The organism is Pseudomonas sp. EpS/L25, assembly GCF_001512295.1.
In the GTDB taxonomy this organism is placed as follows: Bacteria; Pseudomonadota; Gammaproteobacteria; order Pseudomonadales; family Pseudomonadaceae; genus Chryseomonas.
Genome location: NZ_LNUP01000002.1, coordinates 529,543 through 546,236, shown reverse-complemented (window position 1 = coordinate 546,236; position 16,694 = coordinate 529,543). Strand labels below are relative to the sequence as shown.

Here is a 16,694-nt window from a genome sequence, read left to right as displayed (position 1 = left end):
GCAGCAGGCTTTGAACAGGTTCTCAGGCGCCGCGCGCTTCGACGGCGTGGCGCAGGGTCTCGATGAGGGCCTTGATGCGACCATGCTGCATCTTCATCGACGCCTTGTTGACGATCAAGCGCGAGCTGATATGGGCGATCAGCTCCTGGGGCTCCAGGCCATTGGCCTTGAGGGTGTTGCCGGTATCGACCACGTCGATGATCTTGTCGGCCAGCCCCACCAGCGGTGCCAGCTCCATGGAGCCGTACAGCTTGATGATGTCGACCTGGCGACCCTGTTCGGCATAGTAGCGCTTGGCGACGTTGACGAACTTGGTCGCCACCCGCAGCCGGCCGCGTGGCACCGGAGCGCCCACGGCGCCTGCGGTCATCAGCTTGCAGCAGGCGATGCGCAGGTCCAGCGGCTCGTAGAGGCCATCGCCGCCGTACTCCATCAGCACGTCCTTGCCGGCCACACCGAGATCCGCGGCGCCATGCTCCACATAGGTGGGCACGTCGGTGGCGCGGACGATGAGCAGGCGCACATCGTCCTGGGTGGTCGGGATGATGAGCTTGCGGCTCTTGTCCGGATTCTCGGTCGGCGCTATCCCTGCCGCCGCCAGCAGCGGCAGGGTGTCGTCGAGGATACGGCCCTTGGACAGGGCGATGGTCAGCATCGGAGGTCCTTACTTGGGCGTACGACGGATCTTGGCGCCGAGCAGCTGGAATTTCTCCTCGATGCATTCGTAGCCGCGGTCGATGTGGTAGATGCGATCGATCAGGGTATCGCCTTCGGCCACCAGGGCTGCGATGACCAGGCTCGCCGAGGCGCGCAGGTCGGTCGCCATGACCGGGGCAGCCTTGAGGCTGGGCACACCGGTGACGATGGCGGCATTGCCTTCGATGGCGATGTTGGCGCCCATGCGCACCATTTCGTGAACGTGCATGAAGCGGTTCTCGAAGATGGTTTCCACCACGGTACCGGTGCCTTCGGCGACGGCGTTCATGGAAATGAACTGCGCCTGCATATCGGTGGGGAACGCCGGGTACGGTGCCGTGCGGATGTTCACCGCGCGGGGGCGATTGCCCTTCATGTCCAGCTCGATCCAGTTGCTGCCGGTCGAGATGTGGGCACCCGCTTCCTCCAGCTTGGCCAGCACGGCTTCGAGGATGGTCGGATCGGTGTCCTTGAGCTTGACGCGACCGCGGGTAGCCGCGGCAGCGACCAGGTAGCTGCCGGTCTCGATGCGGTCGGGCAGCACCGAATAGGTGGCGCCGCCGAGGCGCTCGACGCCTTCCACGGTGATGGTGTCGGTGCCGGCGCCCTTGATGTTGGCCCCCATGGCGATCAGGCAATTGGCCAGATCCACCACTTCGGGCTCACGGGCGGCGTTCTGGATGACGCTGCGCCCCTTGGCCAGGGTGGCGGCCATCAGCACGTTCTCGGTACCGGTCACGCTGACGGTATCGAAATAGTAGTGGGCACCGCGCAGACCGCCGGCCGGGGCCTTGGCCTTGATGTAGCCGCCCTCGACGGTGATCTTGGCGCCCATGGCCTCCAGACCGCGCAGGTGCAGGTCGACCGGACGCGAGCCGATGGCGCAACCGCCGGGCAGGGCGACTTCGGCCTCGCCGAAGCGAGCCACCATCGGACCCAGCACCAGGATGGAGGCGCGCATGGTCTTGACCAGCTCGTAGGGCGCGACCAGCGTCTTGATGCTGGAGGCATCCACCTCGACGTTGAGCTTCTCGCCGATGATGGGCTGCACGCCCATGCGGCCGAACAGCTCGATCATGGTGGTGATGTCGTGCAGGTGCGGCAGGTTGGCGACGGTCACCGGGGTATCGGCGAGCAGGGTCGCAGCCAGGATCGGCAGGGCGGAGTTCTTGGCCCCGGAAATGCGAATTTCACCGTTCAGGCTATTGCCGCCGGTAATGATCAGTTTGTCCATAGCGAGTTCTCGGCGCTGCGAATCAGGCGCGTTCGGCCCAGGCGGCGCGGGTGAAGAATTTCATGGTGACAGCATGGATGCTGCCATCGGCGATCTGCGGCTGGAGATGGGAGTAGACCTGCTGCTGACGCTTGACCGGGCTGAGTGCCTGGAGCTCGTCGCTGATCAGGTAGAGCTGGAAGTTGCAGCCCTCGCCTTCCACTTCGACCTGGGTATCGGCCAGTTTCGCCTCCAGGAGGCTTTTGACTTCTTGGGCCTGCATGGCGGCACCTCGGCAATCTAGTACAGCCGGCGATCATACAAAAAAACCGGCTGTACGGCGACTGCGATGACCGCTAGGGCTCATCTGGAAAATTGCCGAACGAAGGCTCGGCAAGGTGAAGTGAGGGCGGACGCTCAGTGTACGAGTGGTAAACGAGCATCCCGACCGGGCTGGCTACCTCGCGGACTTCAACACCGCCCGGCCGAGCGCAGGCACCTTTCCGACGGAGCCTAGGCGTGAGCCTGGTCCGCGAGAGGAAGGAGCTCCAAGGCATCCGAGACATCGGCGATCTGCCGTAGCTCGGAAGGCAGATTGGCAATGGTGAAGGACCGACCCGCGGCCTGGGCATCGCGCACCCAGGCCAGCAAAAGCGCCAGGCCGGCGCTGTTGGAGCGCTCGACCGCCGCACAGTCCAGCACCAGCGGGCCGCTACCCTGTCCGATCAGCGCCCCACCCCGCTCGCGCAGGGTCGGCACCGTGGCGTGGTCGAGCACGCCCGACAGTTGCAGCCGGGCGCCTTCGCCGGTGATGGCGGCGCGGCTCACGAACCGACCTTGGCCTTCTGGGCCTCGGGAGAATCCTTGGCCTTGGCCACGGTGCCCGCCCAGTTGTCGATGGTCTTGTTCAGATCGCCGTTGTTGTCCTGCATCGCCTGGGCGAACTGGTCGCGGAACAGCTTGCCAAGGTTCAGGCCGTTGATGATGACGTTGCGCACCTTCCAGTCATCACCCTGCTTGACCATGCTGTACTGCACCGGATACACGGCGCCGTTGTTGCCCTTGACCTCCATGCCGACGCTGGTGCGGTCGGGACCGTCGGCCGGACCTTCCGGCAGCACGCGAATGCCCTGGTTGTTGTATTCCAGCAGGGCGTTGCCATAGAACTGCATCAGGCTGCGCTTGAAGTTGTCCTGGAAGCGGGCCATCTGCTCCGGGGTAGCGCTGCGGCTGTAGCGCACGGTCATGATGCTGCGCGAGATGCCCTCGGCGTCCACCACCGGACCGAGGATGGTGTTCAGCGACTCGTAGAAGGCTTCCGGACTGCTGCGATACTTGTCGCGATTGGCCTGGAGGTCCGACAGCAGCGTATTGGTGGTCTGCTGGATCACGTCGTGGGCCGAGGGTGCCGCCTGGGAGACCAGAGGCAGCAGGGCCAGGATCGCGATCACTCCGTGACGAATTAGCTTGAGCATGGAAAAGCCTCTCATCATTTATTGGCGGAAGAGTCTTTATTGACCGAGTTGAGCAGGAATTTGCCGATCAGATCCTCGAGAACCAGCGAGGATTGTGTGTCACGAATGGTCGAGCCATCCTTGAGCACCTGCTCGTCGCCACCGACGCTGATACCGATGTACTTCTCGCCGAGCAGGCCGGCGGTCAGGATCGACGCGATGGAGTCGGTCGGCAGGTTGTCCACCTGCTGGTCGATCTGCATGGTGACTCGGCCACGGTAGCTGTTGCGGTCGAGGTCGATGGCGGTGACCTTGCCGATGGTCACGCCCGACAGCGTCACCCGCGATCTGACGGTGAGACCGGCAATGTTGTCGAAGTAGGCATAGACCTTGTAGGTGTCGCGATGGTCGCTCATCGTCAGACCGCTTACCCGCAGCGCCAGCAGCAGCAGTGCGAGCACGCCGGCCAGCAGGAAGAGTCCGACACCGATTTCCTGGGTGCGGGTTTGCATCAGAGATCTCCAAACATCAGGGCGGTAAGAATGAAGTCGAGGCCGAGCACGGCTAGCGACGCATAGACGACGGTACGGGTGGTAGCGCGACCGATACCTTCGGAGGTCGGCTCGCAGTCATACCCCTGGAAGACGGCGACCCAGGTCACCACGAAGGCGAACACCAGGCTCTTGATCACGCCGTTGAGCACGTCGCTGAGCATCACGCTGTTCTGCATGGTGGCCCAGAAGGAGCCGTCGTAGACGCCGAGCCAGTCGATGGCGACCATGGCGGCGCCCCAGATGCCCACCACGCTGAACATGGCGGCCAGCAGCGGCATGGAAATGAAACCGGCCCAGAACCGCGGCGCGACGATGTACTTGAGTGGGTCCACGCCGATCATTTCCAGGCTGGACAGTTGCTCGGTGGATTTCATGTTGCCGATCTCGGCGGTCAGGGCGGAGCCTGCCCGGCCGGCGAACAGCAGCGCGGTCACTACCGGGCCCAGCTCGCGCAGCAGGGTCAGGGCGACCATCTGGCCGACCGCCTGCTCGGAGCCATACTTGACCAGGATGTTATAGCCCTGCAGGGCGATCACCATGCCGATGAAGAAGCCCGAGACCACGATGATGGGCAGCGACAGCACGCCCACCGAATAGAGCTGCTTACCCAACAGTTGCAGACCGCTGCCCGCGCCACCGCGGCCGAACACGGCCAATACCAGCACGATCACCGAGCGGCCAATGGCCGCCACGACGTCCAGCCCGGCGCGGCCCAGCCGACGAATCCGCTCCACGGCGGAGACCTTACGCATCAGTTTTTCCCCAGCAAGGCATCGCGCAGTTCCGGCGCGGCGAAGTGGAAGGGTACCGGACCATCGGGGATACCCTGCATGAACTGGCGAACCCGAGGATCCGGGGATTCGCGCAGTTCCTTGGGCGTGCCCTGCCCCAGCACCTTGGTATCACCCACCACATAGAGGTAGTCGGCGATGCTGGCGGTCTCGGCGAGGTCGTGGGACACCACGATGCTGGTCAACCCCAGGGCCTGGTTGAGCAGCCGGATCAGGCGGACCAGCACGCCCATGGCGATGGGATCCTGGCCGACGAAGGGCTCGTCGTACATGAGGATCTGCGGGTCCAGGGCGATGGCGCGCGCCAGGGCGACCCGGCGCTTCATGCCTCCGGAGAGCTCGTCCGGCATCAAGTCGACGGCACCGCGCAGACCCACGGCCTGCAACTTGAGCAGGACGATGTCGCGGATCATTTCCTCGGGCAGCTTGGTGTGCACGCGCAAGGGGAAGGCCACGTTCTCGAAGACGTCGAGATCGGTGAACAGCGCGCCGCTCTGGAACAGCACCCCCATTTGCCGGCGCATCTCGAACAGTTCGCCGCGGGACAGCTGCGGCAGGTTGGCGCCATTGACCCAGATCTCGCCGGCGCTTGGCCGCAACTGGGCGGCGATCAACCGTAGCAAGGTGGTCTTGCCACTGCCGGACGGCCCCATGATCCCGGTGACCTTGCCCCGCGGGATGCGGATATCGACCCGGTCGTAGATGAGACGCGTGCCGCGCTTGAAGGAAACGCCCTTCAACTCCACGGCGTACGGGCTATCGACGGTCATCGAAACTCCTAAGGTTCAACTCTGTGCAAGGAGACGTCGCTCCGCTGCGTCAGGGCACGCCTTGCTCGCTGGCAGCGGCCCGTGAAAAAAGGCGGCACTATAGCATTCGTCTGTCGATACCCTAGATCTGAGACGACATTGCTGCCGGTCGCGGCTTTGCGCATATAATTTCCGATTGTTCCGTCACCTGCCTTCTGACCCATGTCCGACTCAATAGATTTCATCGCGTCCGCCAAGCGCACCATAGAAGTAGAGCGAGCGGCCGTGGCCGCCCTCGGCGAACGCGTCGACGCGACCTTCTCCCAGGCCTGTCGCCTGCTGCTGGAATGCCGAGGCCGTATCGTGGTGCTGGGCATGGGCAAGTCCGGTCATGTCGGCAACAAGATCGCCGCCACCCTGGCCAGCACCGGCAGCCCGGCCTTCTTTGTCCACCCGGCCGAAGCCAGCCATGGCGACATGGGCATGATCACCCGGGACGACGTCATCATCGCCATCTCGCAGTCGGGCACCTCGAGCGAGATCCTCACCCTGCTGCCGCTGATCAAGCGACTGGGCGTGCCCTTGATCAGTTTCGCCGGCAACGCCACCTCGCCGCTGGCCAAGGCCGCCGACGTCAATTTGGACACCAGCGTCGCCACCGAGGCCTGCCCGCTCAACCTGGCACCGACCTCATCCACCACCGTCGCCCTGGTCCTGGGCGATGCCCTGGCCATCGCCCTGTTGGAAGCCCGCGGCTTCACCGCCGAGGATTTCGCCTTCTCCCATCCAGGTGGCGCCCTGGGTCGGCGACTGCTGCTCAAGGTCGAGAACGTCATGCACGCCGGCGGCGACCTGCCGCAGGTGAGCGAGGACACCCTGGTATCCGATGCGTTGCTGGAGATGTCGCGCAAAGGCCTGGGCATGACCAGCGTGATCGGCGCCGACGGCCGGCTGGCCGGCATCTTCACCGATGGCGACCTGCGTCGAGCGCTGGATCGCGGCATCGACGTGCGCACCACGGCCATCGCAACCGTCATGACCCGTGGCGGTCGAACGGCCAGGGCGCAGATGCTCGCCGCCGAAGCGCTCAAGATCATGGAAGAGCACAAGATCAACGCCCTGGTAGTGGTCGACGAGGACCGGCAACCGATCGGCGCCCTCAACATGGGCGACCTGCTACGCGCCGGGGTGCTGTAGGCCGGGTTATACTGGACGACCGCTGTGCTCGAAAAACGTGTTCAACCGCCGCCACCTTGCGCGGCCCACTACAGGTAGCCTCATGTTTGGCAGTTTGCGCCGCCCCGTGCTGTTGGTCCTGATCGCCGCCGCGCTCATCGCGATCGGCTACTGGAACATCCTGCCACAGCGCTTCGTCGATGCCCCGGCCTCGACGACTCCGCAAGACAACGCCATCGATGGCTATGCGCTCAATACGCGGACGATTCAGTACCGCCTGGACGGCAAGGTCCAATACGAACTCAAGGCCGAGCGCAGCGAACACGTTGCGGCCACCGACATCACCCTGGTGACCCGCCCCGACATGCTGGCCTTCCGCGGGACCGATTTTCCCTGGCACATCCGCAGTGCCCGGGCCGAAGTGGCGCCCGGCGGCAGCCAGGCGGAGCTGATCGACGACGTGCGCGTGGAGCGAACCGATGCGAAAGGCCGCCCGGTGGTGCTGACCACCACTCGTATGACGGTCTTTCCCGACAAACAATATGCGCAGACCGAGCAAGCCGTTAGAATCGACGCCGCCAATGGGGTGACCACGGCCAACGGCATGAAAGCGTATCTAGAAGACGGCAGAATGCTCCTGCTGTCCAACGTAAGAGGCCAGTATGAGGTTCGTTAAAACCCTCCCCTTTCTGTTCACCCTCGGCGCCACCCTGGGCAGTGCCGCGGCTTGGGCCCTGCCGACCGATCGCAACCAGCCGATTCGCGTGCAGGCCGATAGCGCCGAGCTCGATGACAAGCAAGGCGTGGCCGTGTATCGCGGTGACGTGGTCATCACCCAGGGCAGCATGAAGATCACCGGCAACACCGTGACCTTGACCCAGGACAACCAGGGCAACATCAAGGTCGCGACCGCAGTGGGCAAGCCGGCCTACTACGAGCAGAAGCCCTCGGCTGACAAGGACATCGTCAAGGCCTATGGTCTGACGATCCAATACTTCGCCCAGGAAAACCGCATCATCCTGATCGACCAGGCCAAGGTGGTTCAGCAGGGCAATACCTTCGAAGGCGAGAAGATCGTCTACGACACCCAGCGCCAGATCGTGAATGCCGGCCGCGCCAACGGCAGCAAGGTCACCACGCCACGGCCGCGGATCGACATGGTCATCCAGCCCAAGGACCAGCAGCCGGGGCAGGGACAATGACGGTAACGCTCAAAGCCCAGCATCTGGCCAAGAGCTACAAGGGTCGTCAGGTCGTCCGCGACGTCAGCCTCAGCATCGACAGCGGCCAGATCGTCGGCCTGCTCGGCCCCAACGGCGCCGGCAAGACCACCTGTTTCTACATGATCGTCGGCCTGGTCAAGGCCGATCAGGGCCGGGTGCTGATCGACGACCAGGACGTCACCGCCCTGCCCATGCATGGTCGGGCCCGCGCCGGGATCGGTTATCTGCCGCAGGAAGCCTCGATCTTCCGCAAGCTGACAGTGGCCGACAACATCCTCGGCATCCTGGAAACCCGCAAGGACCTGGACAAGGCCGGGCGGCTGCGCGAGCTGGAAAGCCTGCTGCAGGAATTCCATATCACCCACATCCGCGACAACCGCGGCATGAGCCTGTCCGGTGGCGAACGCCGCCGTGTCGAGATCGCCCGCGCCCTGGCAACGGCGCCCAAGTTCATCCTGCTGGACGAACCCTTCGCCGGCGTGGACCCCATCTCGGTGGGCGACATCAAGCAGATCATCCGTCACCTCAAGGCCAAGGGCATCGGCGTCCTCATCACCGACCACAACGTCCGGGAAACCCTGACCATCTGCGAGACGGCCTACATCGTCAACGACGGCCAGCTCATCGCCGAAGGCACCGCCGAGGAGGTCCTCGCCAACGACCTGGTGAAGGAAGTCTACCTGGGCCACGAATTCCGCCTCTAGGCAAACGGGGCAAAACAAGGCATATAATTTGCTAATGCTCGCAGGTTTCGCGAGGTTCGGTGGCGCTGTTCGCGTCGGTAGACAAGGTGTAATTCCGCAGCCATGAAACCATCGCTAGTCCTCAAGATGGGCCAGCAGCTGACGATGACGCCGCAGCTGCAACAAGCCATTCGTTTGCTCCAGCTCTCCACGCTCGATCTGCAGCAGGAAATCCAGGAAGCCCTGGAATCCAATCCAATGCTCGAGCGCCAGGAGGAAGGCGAAGACTTCGACCAGAGCGAACCCCTGAGCGAAAGCGATGAGCTGGCCAACCCCGGCAGTGCCGAGATCAACTTCAAGGAGACGTCGGTCGCCACCAACGAGATGGCCGACGAACCTTCCGACTGGAGCGAGCGCATTCCCAGCGAGCTGCCAGTCGACACCGCCTGGGAGGACATCTACCAGACCAGCGCCAGCAGCCTGCCCAGCAACGACGACGACGAGTGGGATTTCACCACCCGCACCTCGGCCGGCGAGAGCCTGCAGACCCATCTGCTCTGGCAGTTGAATCTGGCCCCCATGTCGGATCTGGATCGCCTGATCGCCATGGCCATCATCGATGGCATCGACACCGACGGCTATCTGCAGGAAAGCCTGGAAGACATCCATGCCTCCCTCGACCCCGAGCTGGAAGTCGATCTCGACGAGGTCGAAGTGGTCCTGCGCCGCGTCCAGCAGTTCGAGCCTGCCGGAGTCGCGGCGCGCAACCTGCGCGAATGCCTGCTGATCCAGCTGGCGCAATTGCCGGCCACCCTGCCCCTGCTGGGTGAGGCCAAGCGCCTGGTCGGTGATTACCTGGATCTGCTCGGCAGCCGTGACTACGCGCAGTTGATGCGGCGCATGAAAATCAAGGAAGAGGAGCTCAAGCCGGTCATCGAGCTGATCCAAACCCTGCATCCGCGACCGGGCTCCCAGATCGAATCCGGCGATGCCGAATACGTGGTGCCGGACGTCATCGTCCGCAAGCACAACGAGCGCTGGCTGGTGGAGCTCAACCAGGAAGCGGTGCCGCGCCTGCGGGTGAATCCCCAGTACGCCGGTTTCGTCAAGCGCGCCGACAGCAGCGCCGACAACACTTACATGCGTAACCAGCTGCAGGAAGCCCGCTGGTTCATCAAGAGTCTGCAGAGCCGCAACGAGACCCTGATGAAGGTGGCGACCCAGATCGTCGAGCACCAGCGCGGTTTCCTCGAATACGGCGAAGAGGCCATGAAGCCGCTCGTCCTGCACGACATCGCCGAGGCGGTGGGCATGCACGAGTCGACCATCTCGCGGGTGACCACCCAGAAATTCATGCACACCCCGCGTGGCATCTACGAACTCAAGTACTTCTTCTCCAGCCACGTCAGCACCGCCGAGGGGGGCGAATGCTCCTCCACCGCCATCCGCGCGATCATCAAGAAACTGGTGGCGGCTGAAAACGCGAAAAAGCCGTTGAGTGACAGCAAGATCGCTGGTTTACTGGAATCGCAAGGTATCCAAGTCGCTCGTCGCACGGTGGCTAAGTACCGGGAATCCTTGGGTATCGCTCCCTCCAGCGAACGCAAGCGTCTGATCTGACGTCTCCTGGTCGCGACCGTAGCCGAGTGCCCCTTGTCCTGTCGGCGAGCAGCTTCGCCGACACAGCCCGGCAATAAGGAGAAGCGGTATGCAAGTCAACATCAGCGGCCATCAGCTTGAAGTGACAGAAGCCCTGCGTGACTACATCGGCGAGAAACTCGCCCGCCTCGAAAGACACTTCGACCGGATCACCAATGTGCAGGTCATTCTCGAAGTGGACAAGCTCAAGCACAAAGCCGAAGCCACTCTCCACGTTGCCGGCGCGGCGGTGGTCGCCAATGCCGAGCACGACGACATGTATGCCGCCATCGACCTCCTGGCCGACAAGCTCGACCGCCAACTGATTAAACACAAGGAAAAATCGATCGAACGTCAGCAGGGTGTAGGCATCCGCTGAGGCTTCGATCGCCGCTTTATGATCAGACTCGAAAATATCCTGACCCCCGGTCGCACCCAGACGGGTGCGCCGGGAGGCAGCAAAGCCGCCGTACTGGAGCGCATCGCCGAACTGGCCGCGCAGGAACTGCCCGGCCACGACGCCCAGCACATCTATGATTGCCTGATGGCCCGCGAACGCCTGGGCTCCACCGGCTTCGGCAATGGCATCGCCATCCCCCACTGCCGCCTCGCCGGCCTGCAGCAACCCCTGTGCGTGCTGTTCCACCTGCAACATCCGGTGGATTTCGACTCCCTGGATGGCGCTCCCGTGGACCTGGTGTTCGTCCTGCTGGTGCCCGAAGCCGCCACCGAGCAACATCTCACCCTGTTGCGTCAGATCGCCGGCATACTGGATCGCGCGGACATCCGCGACCGGCTGCGCAAGGCCAGGGACAGCCAGGCGCTCTATCAGATCGTCGTCGAGGCCCAGAGCGGACACTGACATGCACCTCATCATCGTGAGCGGACGTTCCGGATCGGGCAAGAGTACCGCGCTCAACGTGCTTGAGGACAATGGCTTCTACTGCATCGACAATCTCCCGGCGAGCCTGTTGCCCGATCTCGCCCAGCACGCCCTGACCGACATGGAGCGACCGCAACCCAAGGTCGCCCTGTCCATCGATGCACGCAATCTCCCGAGTCAGCTGCAGCGCTTTCCCGAACTGCTCGAACAGGTGCGCAGCCGCAACATCCGCTGCGATATCCTCTATCTGGATGCCGATGACCAGACGCTGCTCAAGCGCTTCTCCGAGACACGCCGTCGGCATCCGTTGTCCAACCAGGAAAGATCCCTGGCGGAAGCCATCCACGACGAACAGGTGCTGTTGTCGCCCATCGCCGATCTGTCCGACCTGAAGATCGACACCACCCACCTGAATCTCTATCAGCTGCGCGATATCCTCAAGCTGCGCCTGCTGAACGCGCCAGAGCCCGGCACCGCCTATCTGGTGGAGTCCTTCGGCTTCAAGCGAGGCCTGCCGGTGGATGCGGACATGGTGTTCGACGTGCGCTTCCTGCCCAATCCCTACTGGAAACCGGAACTACGCGACTTTTCCGGCCTGGACGCGCAGGTGCGGGAATATCTCGAGCAACAGCCCGAGGTAGAGACCCTGTACAATGACATTCGCGATTATCTGGTGAAGTGGTTGCCGCGTTTCGCGGCCAACAACAGGTCCTATGTGACCGTCGCCATTGGCTGTACCGGTGGCCATCACCGCTCGGTCTACCTGGCCGACCGCCTGGGTCGCGAACTCAAAGACCTGCTCAAGAACGTCCAGATCCGTCACCGCGATCTCTGACGCCCGTTTTTCGCTTCGACAAGGACAGACTCAATGCCTGCCCAACAGATCACCATCATCAACAAACTGGGCCTGCACGCCCGCGCGGCCGCCAAGTTCGTCGGCGTGGCCGGTCGCTTTCCCGCCAGCGTGCGGGTGGGCCGCAGTGGCGAGCCGCCGGTGGATGGCAAGAGCATCATGGCGGTCATGATGCTGGCCGCCGGCAAGGGTACGGTGCTGCAACTGGAGACGGAGGGCGAGCAGAGCGACGACGCCATGCGCGCCCTGGTCGAACTGATCAACAACTACTTCGACGAAGGTGAATGACCGGTATCCGTAACCAGGTCCTGTCGTTCATCCATGAAAAAAGCCGCCCTAGGGCGGCTTTTTCTATTGCACGTCGATTCAGGCGTTCAGCGCCGCTTCGTAGCGACGGGACACTTCCGGCCAGTTGATCACGTTGAAGAAGGCACCGATGTACTCGGGACGACGGTTCTGGTAGCGCAGGTAGTAGGCGTGCTCCCAGACGTCCAGGCCGAGGATCGGGGTGTTGCCGGTCATCAGCGGGCTGTCCTGGTTACCGGTGCTTTCCACCACCAGCTTCTTGGCGGGGGTGACGCTCAGCCAGGCCCAGCCGCTGCCGAAACGGGTCAGGGCAGCCTTGGTGAAGGCTTCCTTGAAGGCGTCGAAGCCGCCCAGCTGGGATTCGATGGCCTCGGCCAGGGCGCCCTCGGGCTTGCCACCGCCGTTGGGGGCCATCACGGTCCAGAACAGGCTGTGGTTGGCATGGCCGCCACCGTTGTTCTGCACGGCACCGCGCTTGTCCTGGGGCAGCTTGTCCAGCTGACGGACGACTTCCTCGGCCGGCAGGTTGGCGAACTCGGTGCCTTCCAGCGCAGCGTTCAGGTTGTTGATGTAGGTCTGGTGGTGCTTGGTGTGGTGGATTTCCATGGTCTGGGCATCGACGTGCGGTTCCAGCGCGTCGTAGGCGTAGGGCAGCTGAGGCAGAGTGTGCGACATACGGATTGTCTCCATGGTGGCTTTGGTATGGACCCGCCGCGGCGGGGCGACGGGAAGTACGGCTGGCGCGCAGTAGCGCGCCGACTGACCGTAGGCCCGTTCGGTCGATGGTTCCGACCGCGCGGGCTATGTCCTAGTGCATTGCTAGGATACTAACGAGTAACGGGGTGGGCTGTCTCGACTTCGACCGGATTTTCTCGCGACGGCTCCCCGGATGTCGTTTTCAGCTCCCGGCCAGGGTCATGCCCTCGATCAGCACCGAACCGGTCCGCAGGCTGCCTCGACGCTCCACGTCACTGCCGACGGCGACGATCTGGCGGAACATGTCCCCCAGCCGCCCGGCGATGGTGACCTCCTGGACCGGGAACTGGATCTCGCCGTTCTCGATCCAGAAGCCGCCGGCACCACGGGAATAGTCGCCGGTGACCAGGTTGGTGCCCTGCCCCATCATCTCCGTGACCAGGAAGCCCGTGCCCATCTGGCGGATCAGCTCGGCCTGGTCGGCGGCGCCGTGGCTGACGTGCAGGTTGTGCACACCACCGGCGTTGGCGGTGCTCTGCATGCCCAGCTTGCGCGCGGAATAGCTGCCGAGAACATAGGACACCAGTTGGCCGTTCTCGACGAAGGGCTTGGCGTAGGTGGCCAGGCCTTCACTGTCGAAGGCGGCACTGCCCAGGGCGCGCGGCAGGTGCGGCCTTTCGTCCAAGGTCAGCCAGTCGGGAAACAGCTGCTGCCCAAGGGCGCCTTCGAGGAAGGAGGACTTGCGATAGAGGTTGCCACCGGAAATGGCGGCGAGGAAGGTACCGAATAGCCCCGCAGCCATTTCCGGGGAGAACAGCACCGGTACCTTGGCGGTGGGCACCGGCCGTGCACCCAGGCGGCTCACGGCGCGTTCGGCGGCGCGACGGCCGATCTCTGCGGCACTCATCAGCTCGCGACCGACGCGATTGACGTCGTAGTAGTAGTCGCGCTGCATCGCCTCGCCGCTGCCGGCGATCATCACGCAGCTCAGGCTGTGGCGGGTACTGGCATAGCCGCCGACGAAGCCGTGGCTATTGCCGTACACCCGGCAACCCTGGTGGGTGTTGAGGGTGGTGCCATCGGCGTTGCCGATGCGGCTGTCGGCGGCATAGGCCGCCGCTTCGCAGGCCAGCGCCTGTTCGATGGCCTGCTCCGGGGTGATGTCCCAGGGATGGTAGAGGTCGAGATCGGGCAACTCGCCGCGCGCCATCAGCTCGGCGTCGGCCAAACCCGCGCAGGGGTCTTCCGAGGTGTGCTTGGCGATGGCGAGGGCTGCCGCCACCGTCTCGCGGATCGCCTCCGGACCGGTGGCGGAGGTGCTGGCCGAGCCCTTGCGCTGCCCGACGTAGAGGGTGATGCCGAAGCCCTGGTCGCGGTTGAACTCGACCGTCTCGACCTCACCCTTGCGCACCGAAGTGGATAGGCCCTGGTCGACCGAGACGGCTACCTCACCGGCGCTGGCGCCCTGTCGGCGGGCTTCGGCGAGGATGGCCTCGACCTGCTCGCGCAATTCGGGAAGCGCGGCGGGACCCACGGCAGCGTTGCGATTCATGACGTTCTCCTTACGGACGGCGCCGGCCAGGCCGGACAACCGTGCGGCAACTCGTTATGATGGCGCCCATTCTTAGCTGGACCCCATAGTTCATGGTTGATTCTTACGACGACGACGCGCCGCTGGGCGAAAAGAGCAAGACGCAGGTCAAGCGCGAGCTGCATGCGCTGCAGGACCTCGGCGAACGCCTGGCCGGTCTGCCGGCCGAGCAACTGGACCGCCTGCCGCTGACCGATCCGCTGCGCAAGGCGCTGGCGGAAGCGCCCAAGCACAAGACGCACATCGCGCGCAAACGGCACGTCCAGTACCTGGGCAAGCTGATGCGCGACCAGGATCTGGAAGCCATCCTGGCGCTGGTCGACCAGATGGACAGCTCGACCCGGCAATACAACGAGCGTTTCCACGCCCTGGAACGCTGGCGCGACCGCCTGATCGCCGAGGGCGACGCGGCGCTGGAAGCCTTCGTGGCGCTGTACCCGGAGACCGACCGCCAGCACCTGCGCGGTCTGGTGCGCCATGCCCAGCACGAGGCGGCGCACAACAAGCCGCCCGCGGCGGCACGCAAGGTCTTCAAGTACATCCGCACCCTCGACGAAACCCAGCGCGGCCTGCGCTAGGTTTTCGTTGGCCCTGGCCACGGCCGGCATCGGCATCGGCATCGGCATCAGGCGCCGGTGCCGCCCACGGTGATGGCGTCGATCTTCAGCGTCGGCTGACCCACGCCCACCGGCAGCGACTGGCCGTCCTTGCCGCAGGTCCCTACCCCCGCATCCAGCGCCAGGTCGTTGCCGACCATGGACACCCGGTTCATGACCTCGGGACCATTGCCGATCAGGGTGGCGCCCTTCACCGGGCGACCCAGCTTGCCGTTCTCGATCAGGTAGGCCTCGTTGGTGGTGAAGACGAACTTGCCGCTGGTGATGTCCACCTGGCCACCGCCCAGGCTGGCGCAGTAGATGCCCTTTTCCACCGAGGCGATGATCTCGGCCGGATCGCTCTGGCCGGCGAGCATGTAGGTGTTGGTCATGCGCGGCATCGGCAGGTGGGCGTAGGATTCGCGCCGGCCGTTGCCGGTGGGCGCCACGCCCATCAGCCGGGCGTTGAGCTTGTCCTGCATGTAGCCCTTGAGGATGCCGTTCTCGATCAGCACGTTGTAGCCGCTGGGGGTGCCCTCGTCGTCGATGGACAGCGAACCTCGGCGATCCGGCAGAGTGCCGTCGTCGACGATGGTGCACAACGAGGACGCCACCTGGCGACCGAGCTGGCCGCTGTAGTTGGAGCTGCCCTTGCGGTTGAAGTCGCCCTCCAGACCATGACCGACCGCTTCGTGCAGCAGCACGCCGGACCAGCCGGCACCCAGCACCACCGGCAGGGTGCCGGCCGGGGCCGCGGTGGCTTCCAGATTGACCAGTGCCTGGCGCACGGCTTCGCGGGCGTAGCCGAGGGCGCGGTCGTCGGCCTGGAAATAGCGGTAGTCGCTGCGTCCACCGCCACCGCTGTTGCCGCGCTCGCGACGACCGTTCTGCTCGACGATGACGCTCACCCCCAGGCGTACCAGGGGGCGCACGTCGGCGGCCAGGGTGCCGTCGACGGCGGCCACCAGGGTCCGCTCCCAGACGCCGGCCAGGCTGATGGTGACCTGCTGGATGCGCGGATCGAGGGCGCGGGTGGCCTCGTCCAGTTGCTGCAGGAAGGCCACCTTGGCGGCGCGATCCAATACATCGAGGGGATTGTCCTGGCCATAGAGACGCTGTGCCGGCTCCACGGCGCGGAACGCCTGGACCTGGCCTTCGGCGCCACTGCGGGAAATGGAGCGTGCCGCCTGGGCCGCCAGGTCCAGGGCCTCGCCGGTGATGGCGTTGCTGTAGGCGAAGCCGGTCTTCTCGCCGGACAGCGCCCGCACCCCGACACCCTGGTCGAGGTGGAAGCCGCCTTCCTTGACGATGCCGTCCTCCAGCAGCCAGGACTCGGAGACGATGCTCTGGAAGTAGAGATCGGCGGCGTCGATGCCGGGGCCGGCCAGGCGCTGCAGCACCGGTTGCAGATCATCGACGGCCAGTCCGCCAGGGCTCAGCAGGGCCGAGCCGACGCTCGTCAGGTAATCACTCATGGAAACTCCAGACGACGCCAGAAGGCGTCGGAACGATGAAAGGGGTGCGCCTAGCCTACGCGCGGCGAGTCCGGGTCTCTGATGCAAATGACCAATGGCCGTCATTGGCGTTCGGCC

General features: G+C 64.4%; 21 protein-coding genes. 10 read left to right on the top strand and 11 right to left on the bottom strand.

Going from position 1 to position 16,694, the window contains the following annotated elements; genetic code table 11:
- Positions 1 to 22 precede the first annotated feature (22 nt).
- The 8 genes from hisG to AR540_RS03680 form a co-directional block, all read right to left on the bottom strand.
- Entirely contained in the window at positions 23 to 655 is a 633-nt protein-coding gene (gene hisG / locus AR540_RS03715) for an ATP phosphoribosyltransferase (protein WP_059226495.1), read from the bottom strand.
- A gap of 9 nt (positions 656 to 664) precedes the next feature.
- The gene (gene murA / locus AR540_RS03710) at positions 665 to 1,930 is read right to left on the bottom strand and encodes a UDP-N-acetylglucosamine 1-carboxyvinyltransferase (RefSeq protein WP_059226494.1); all 1,266 of its coding nucleotides are present in this window, start codon (positions 1,928 to 1,930) and stop codon (positions 665 to 667) included.
- Between the two features lie 22 nt (positions 1,931 to 1,952).
- The gene (locus tag AR540_RS03705; RefSeq protein WP_007159508.1) at positions 1,953 to 2,192 is read right to left on the bottom strand and encodes a BolA family protein; all 240 of its coding nucleotides are present in this window, start codon (positions 2,190 to 2,192) and stop codon (positions 1,953 to 1,955) included.
- 230 nt (positions 2,193 to 2,422) lie between these two features.
- A complete protein-coding gene (locus AR540_RS03700; RefSeq protein WP_059226493.1) occupies positions 2,423 to 2,737 on the bottom strand; it encodes an STAS domain-containing protein in 315 nt (104 codons plus the stop codon).
- Complete coding sequence (locus AR540_RS03695; RefSeq protein WP_059226492.1) at positions 2,734 to 3,384, bottom strand: MlaC/ttg2D family ABC transporter substrate-binding protein; 651 nt, start codon at positions 3,382 to 3,384, stop codon at positions 2,734 to 2,736. Before AR540_RS03695 ends, AR540_RS03700 begins: the two co-directional genes overlap by 4 nt.
- A 14-nt stretch (positions 3,385 to 3,398) precedes the next feature.
- On the bottom strand, positions 3,399 to 3,875 hold the full coding sequence (gene mlaD, locus AR540_RS03690; RefSeq protein ID WP_059226491.1) for an outer membrane lipid asymmetry maintenance protein MlaD: 477 nt from the start codon (positions 3,873 to 3,875) through the stop codon (positions 3,399 to 3,401).
- Entirely contained in the window at positions 3,875 to 4,669 is a 795-nt protein-coding gene (gene mlaE, locus AR540_RS03685) for a lipid asymmetry maintenance ABC transporter permease subunit MlaE (protein ID WP_059226490.1), read from the bottom strand. The genes mlaD and mlaE overlap by 1 nt, the downstream gene beginning before the upstream one ends.
- Positions 4,669 to 5,478, bottom strand: a complete 810-nt coding sequence (locus AR540_RS03680) for an ATP-binding cassette domain-containing protein (protein ID WP_059226489.1) — start codon at positions 5,476 to 5,478, stop codon at positions 4,669 to 4,671. The genes mlaE and AR540_RS03680 overlap by 1 nt, the downstream gene beginning before the upstream one ends.
- Before the next feature lie 201 nt (positions 5,479 to 5,679).
- Here AR540_RS03680 and AR540_RS03675 point away from each other — a divergent pair, with 201 nt between their 5' ends.
- The 9 genes from AR540_RS03675 (at position 5,680) to AR540_RS03635 (ending at position 12,201) form a co-directional block, all read left to right on the top strand.
- Positions 5,680 to 6,654: a KpsF/GutQ family sugar-phosphate isomerase gene (locus AR540_RS03675; protein ID WP_059226488.1), complete on the top strand. Its 975-nt coding sequence runs from the start codon at positions 5,680 to 5,682 to the stop codon at positions 6,652 to 6,654.
- Positions 6,655 to 6,736: 82 nt separating this feature from the next.
- Complete coding sequence (gene lptC, locus AR540_RS03670) at positions 6,737 to 7,309, top strand: LPS export ABC transporter periplasmic protein LptC (protein WP_059226487.1); 573 nt, start codon at positions 6,737 to 6,739, stop codon at positions 7,307 to 7,309.
- Positions 7,296 to 7,835: a lipopolysaccharide transport periplasmic protein LptA gene (gene lptA / locus AR540_RS03665; RefSeq protein ID WP_059226486.1), complete on the top strand. Its 540-nt coding sequence runs from the start codon at positions 7,296 to 7,298 to the stop codon at positions 7,833 to 7,835. Before lptC ends, lptA begins: the two co-directional genes overlap by 14 nt.
- Positions 7,832 to 8,560: an LPS export ABC transporter ATP-binding protein gene (gene lptB, locus AR540_RS03660; RefSeq protein WP_059226485.1), complete on the top strand. Its 729-nt coding sequence runs from the start codon at positions 7,832 to 7,834 to the stop codon at positions 8,558 to 8,560. Before lptA ends, lptB begins: the two co-directional genes overlap by 4 nt.
- A 102-nt stretch (positions 8,561 to 8,662) precedes the next feature.
- Complete coding sequence (locus AR540_RS03655; protein ID WP_082706898.1) at positions 8,663 to 10,159, top strand: RNA polymerase factor sigma-54; 1,497 nt, start codon at positions 8,663 to 8,665, stop codon at positions 10,157 to 10,159.
- An 88-nt stretch (positions 10,160 to 10,247) separates the two neighbouring features.
- Positions 10,248 to 10,556 carry a ribosome hibernation-promoting factor, HPF/YfiA family gene (gene hpf / locus AR540_RS03650; protein WP_059226483.1) on the top strand — a complete coding sequence of 103 codons (309 nt, stop codon included), beginning with the start codon at positions 10,248 to 10,250 and terminating at the stop codon, positions 10,554 to 10,556.
- A gap of 18 nt (positions 10,557 to 10,574) precedes the next feature.
- Positions 10,575 to 11,039, top strand: coding sequence for a PTS IIA-like nitrogen regulatory protein PtsN (ptsN, locus tag AR540_RS03645; RefSeq protein WP_059226482.1), 465 nt, complete (start codon positions 10,575 to 10,577; stop codon positions 11,037 to 11,039).
- Between the two features lies 1 nt (position 11,040).
- On the top strand, positions 11,041 to 11,895 hold the full coding sequence (rapZ, locus tag AR540_RS03640) for an RNase adapter RapZ (RefSeq protein WP_059226481.1): 855 nt from the start codon (positions 11,041 to 11,043) through the stop codon (positions 11,893 to 11,895).
- Positions 11,896 to 11,928: 33 nt separating this feature from the next.
- The gene (locus AR540_RS03635) at positions 11,929 to 12,201 is read left to right on the top strand and encodes an HPr family phosphocarrier protein (RefSeq protein WP_059226480.1); all 273 of its coding nucleotides are present in this window, start codon (positions 11,929 to 11,931) and stop codon (positions 12,199 to 12,201) included.
- A gap of 78 nt (positions 12,202 to 12,279) precedes the next feature.
- Here AR540_RS03635 and AR540_RS03630 read toward each other — a convergent pair whose 3' ends face one another.
- Positions 12,280 to 12,894: a superoxide dismutase gene (locus tag AR540_RS03630; RefSeq protein WP_059226479.1), complete on the bottom strand. Its 615-nt coding sequence runs from the start codon at positions 12,892 to 12,894 to the stop codon at positions 12,280 to 12,282.
- A 223-nt stretch (positions 12,895 to 13,117) separates the two neighbouring features.
- On the bottom strand, positions 13,118 to 14,467 hold the full coding sequence (gene pmbA / locus AR540_RS03625) for a metalloprotease PmbA (protein ID WP_059226478.1): 1,350 nt from the start codon (positions 14,465 to 14,467) through the stop codon (positions 13,118 to 13,120).
- A 92-nt stretch (positions 14,468 to 14,559) separates the two neighbouring features.
- Here pmbA and yjgA point away from each other — a divergent pair, with 92 nt between their 5' ends.
- On the top strand, positions 14,560 to 15,084 hold the full coding sequence (gene yjgA, locus AR540_RS03620; RefSeq protein ID WP_059226477.1) for a ribosome biogenesis factor YjgA: 525 nt from the start codon (positions 14,560 to 14,562) through the stop codon (positions 15,082 to 15,084).
- A 47-nt stretch (positions 15,085 to 15,131) separates the two neighbouring features.
- On the opposite strand, the gene tldD is transcribed toward yjgA, so the two are convergent.
- On the bottom strand, positions 15,132 to 16,577 hold the full coding sequence (gene tldD, locus AR540_RS03615) for a metalloprotease TldD (protein ID WP_059226476.1): 1,446 nt from the start codon (positions 16,575 to 16,577) through the stop codon (positions 15,132 to 15,134).
- Positions 16,578 to 16,694: the final 117 nt, after the last annotated feature.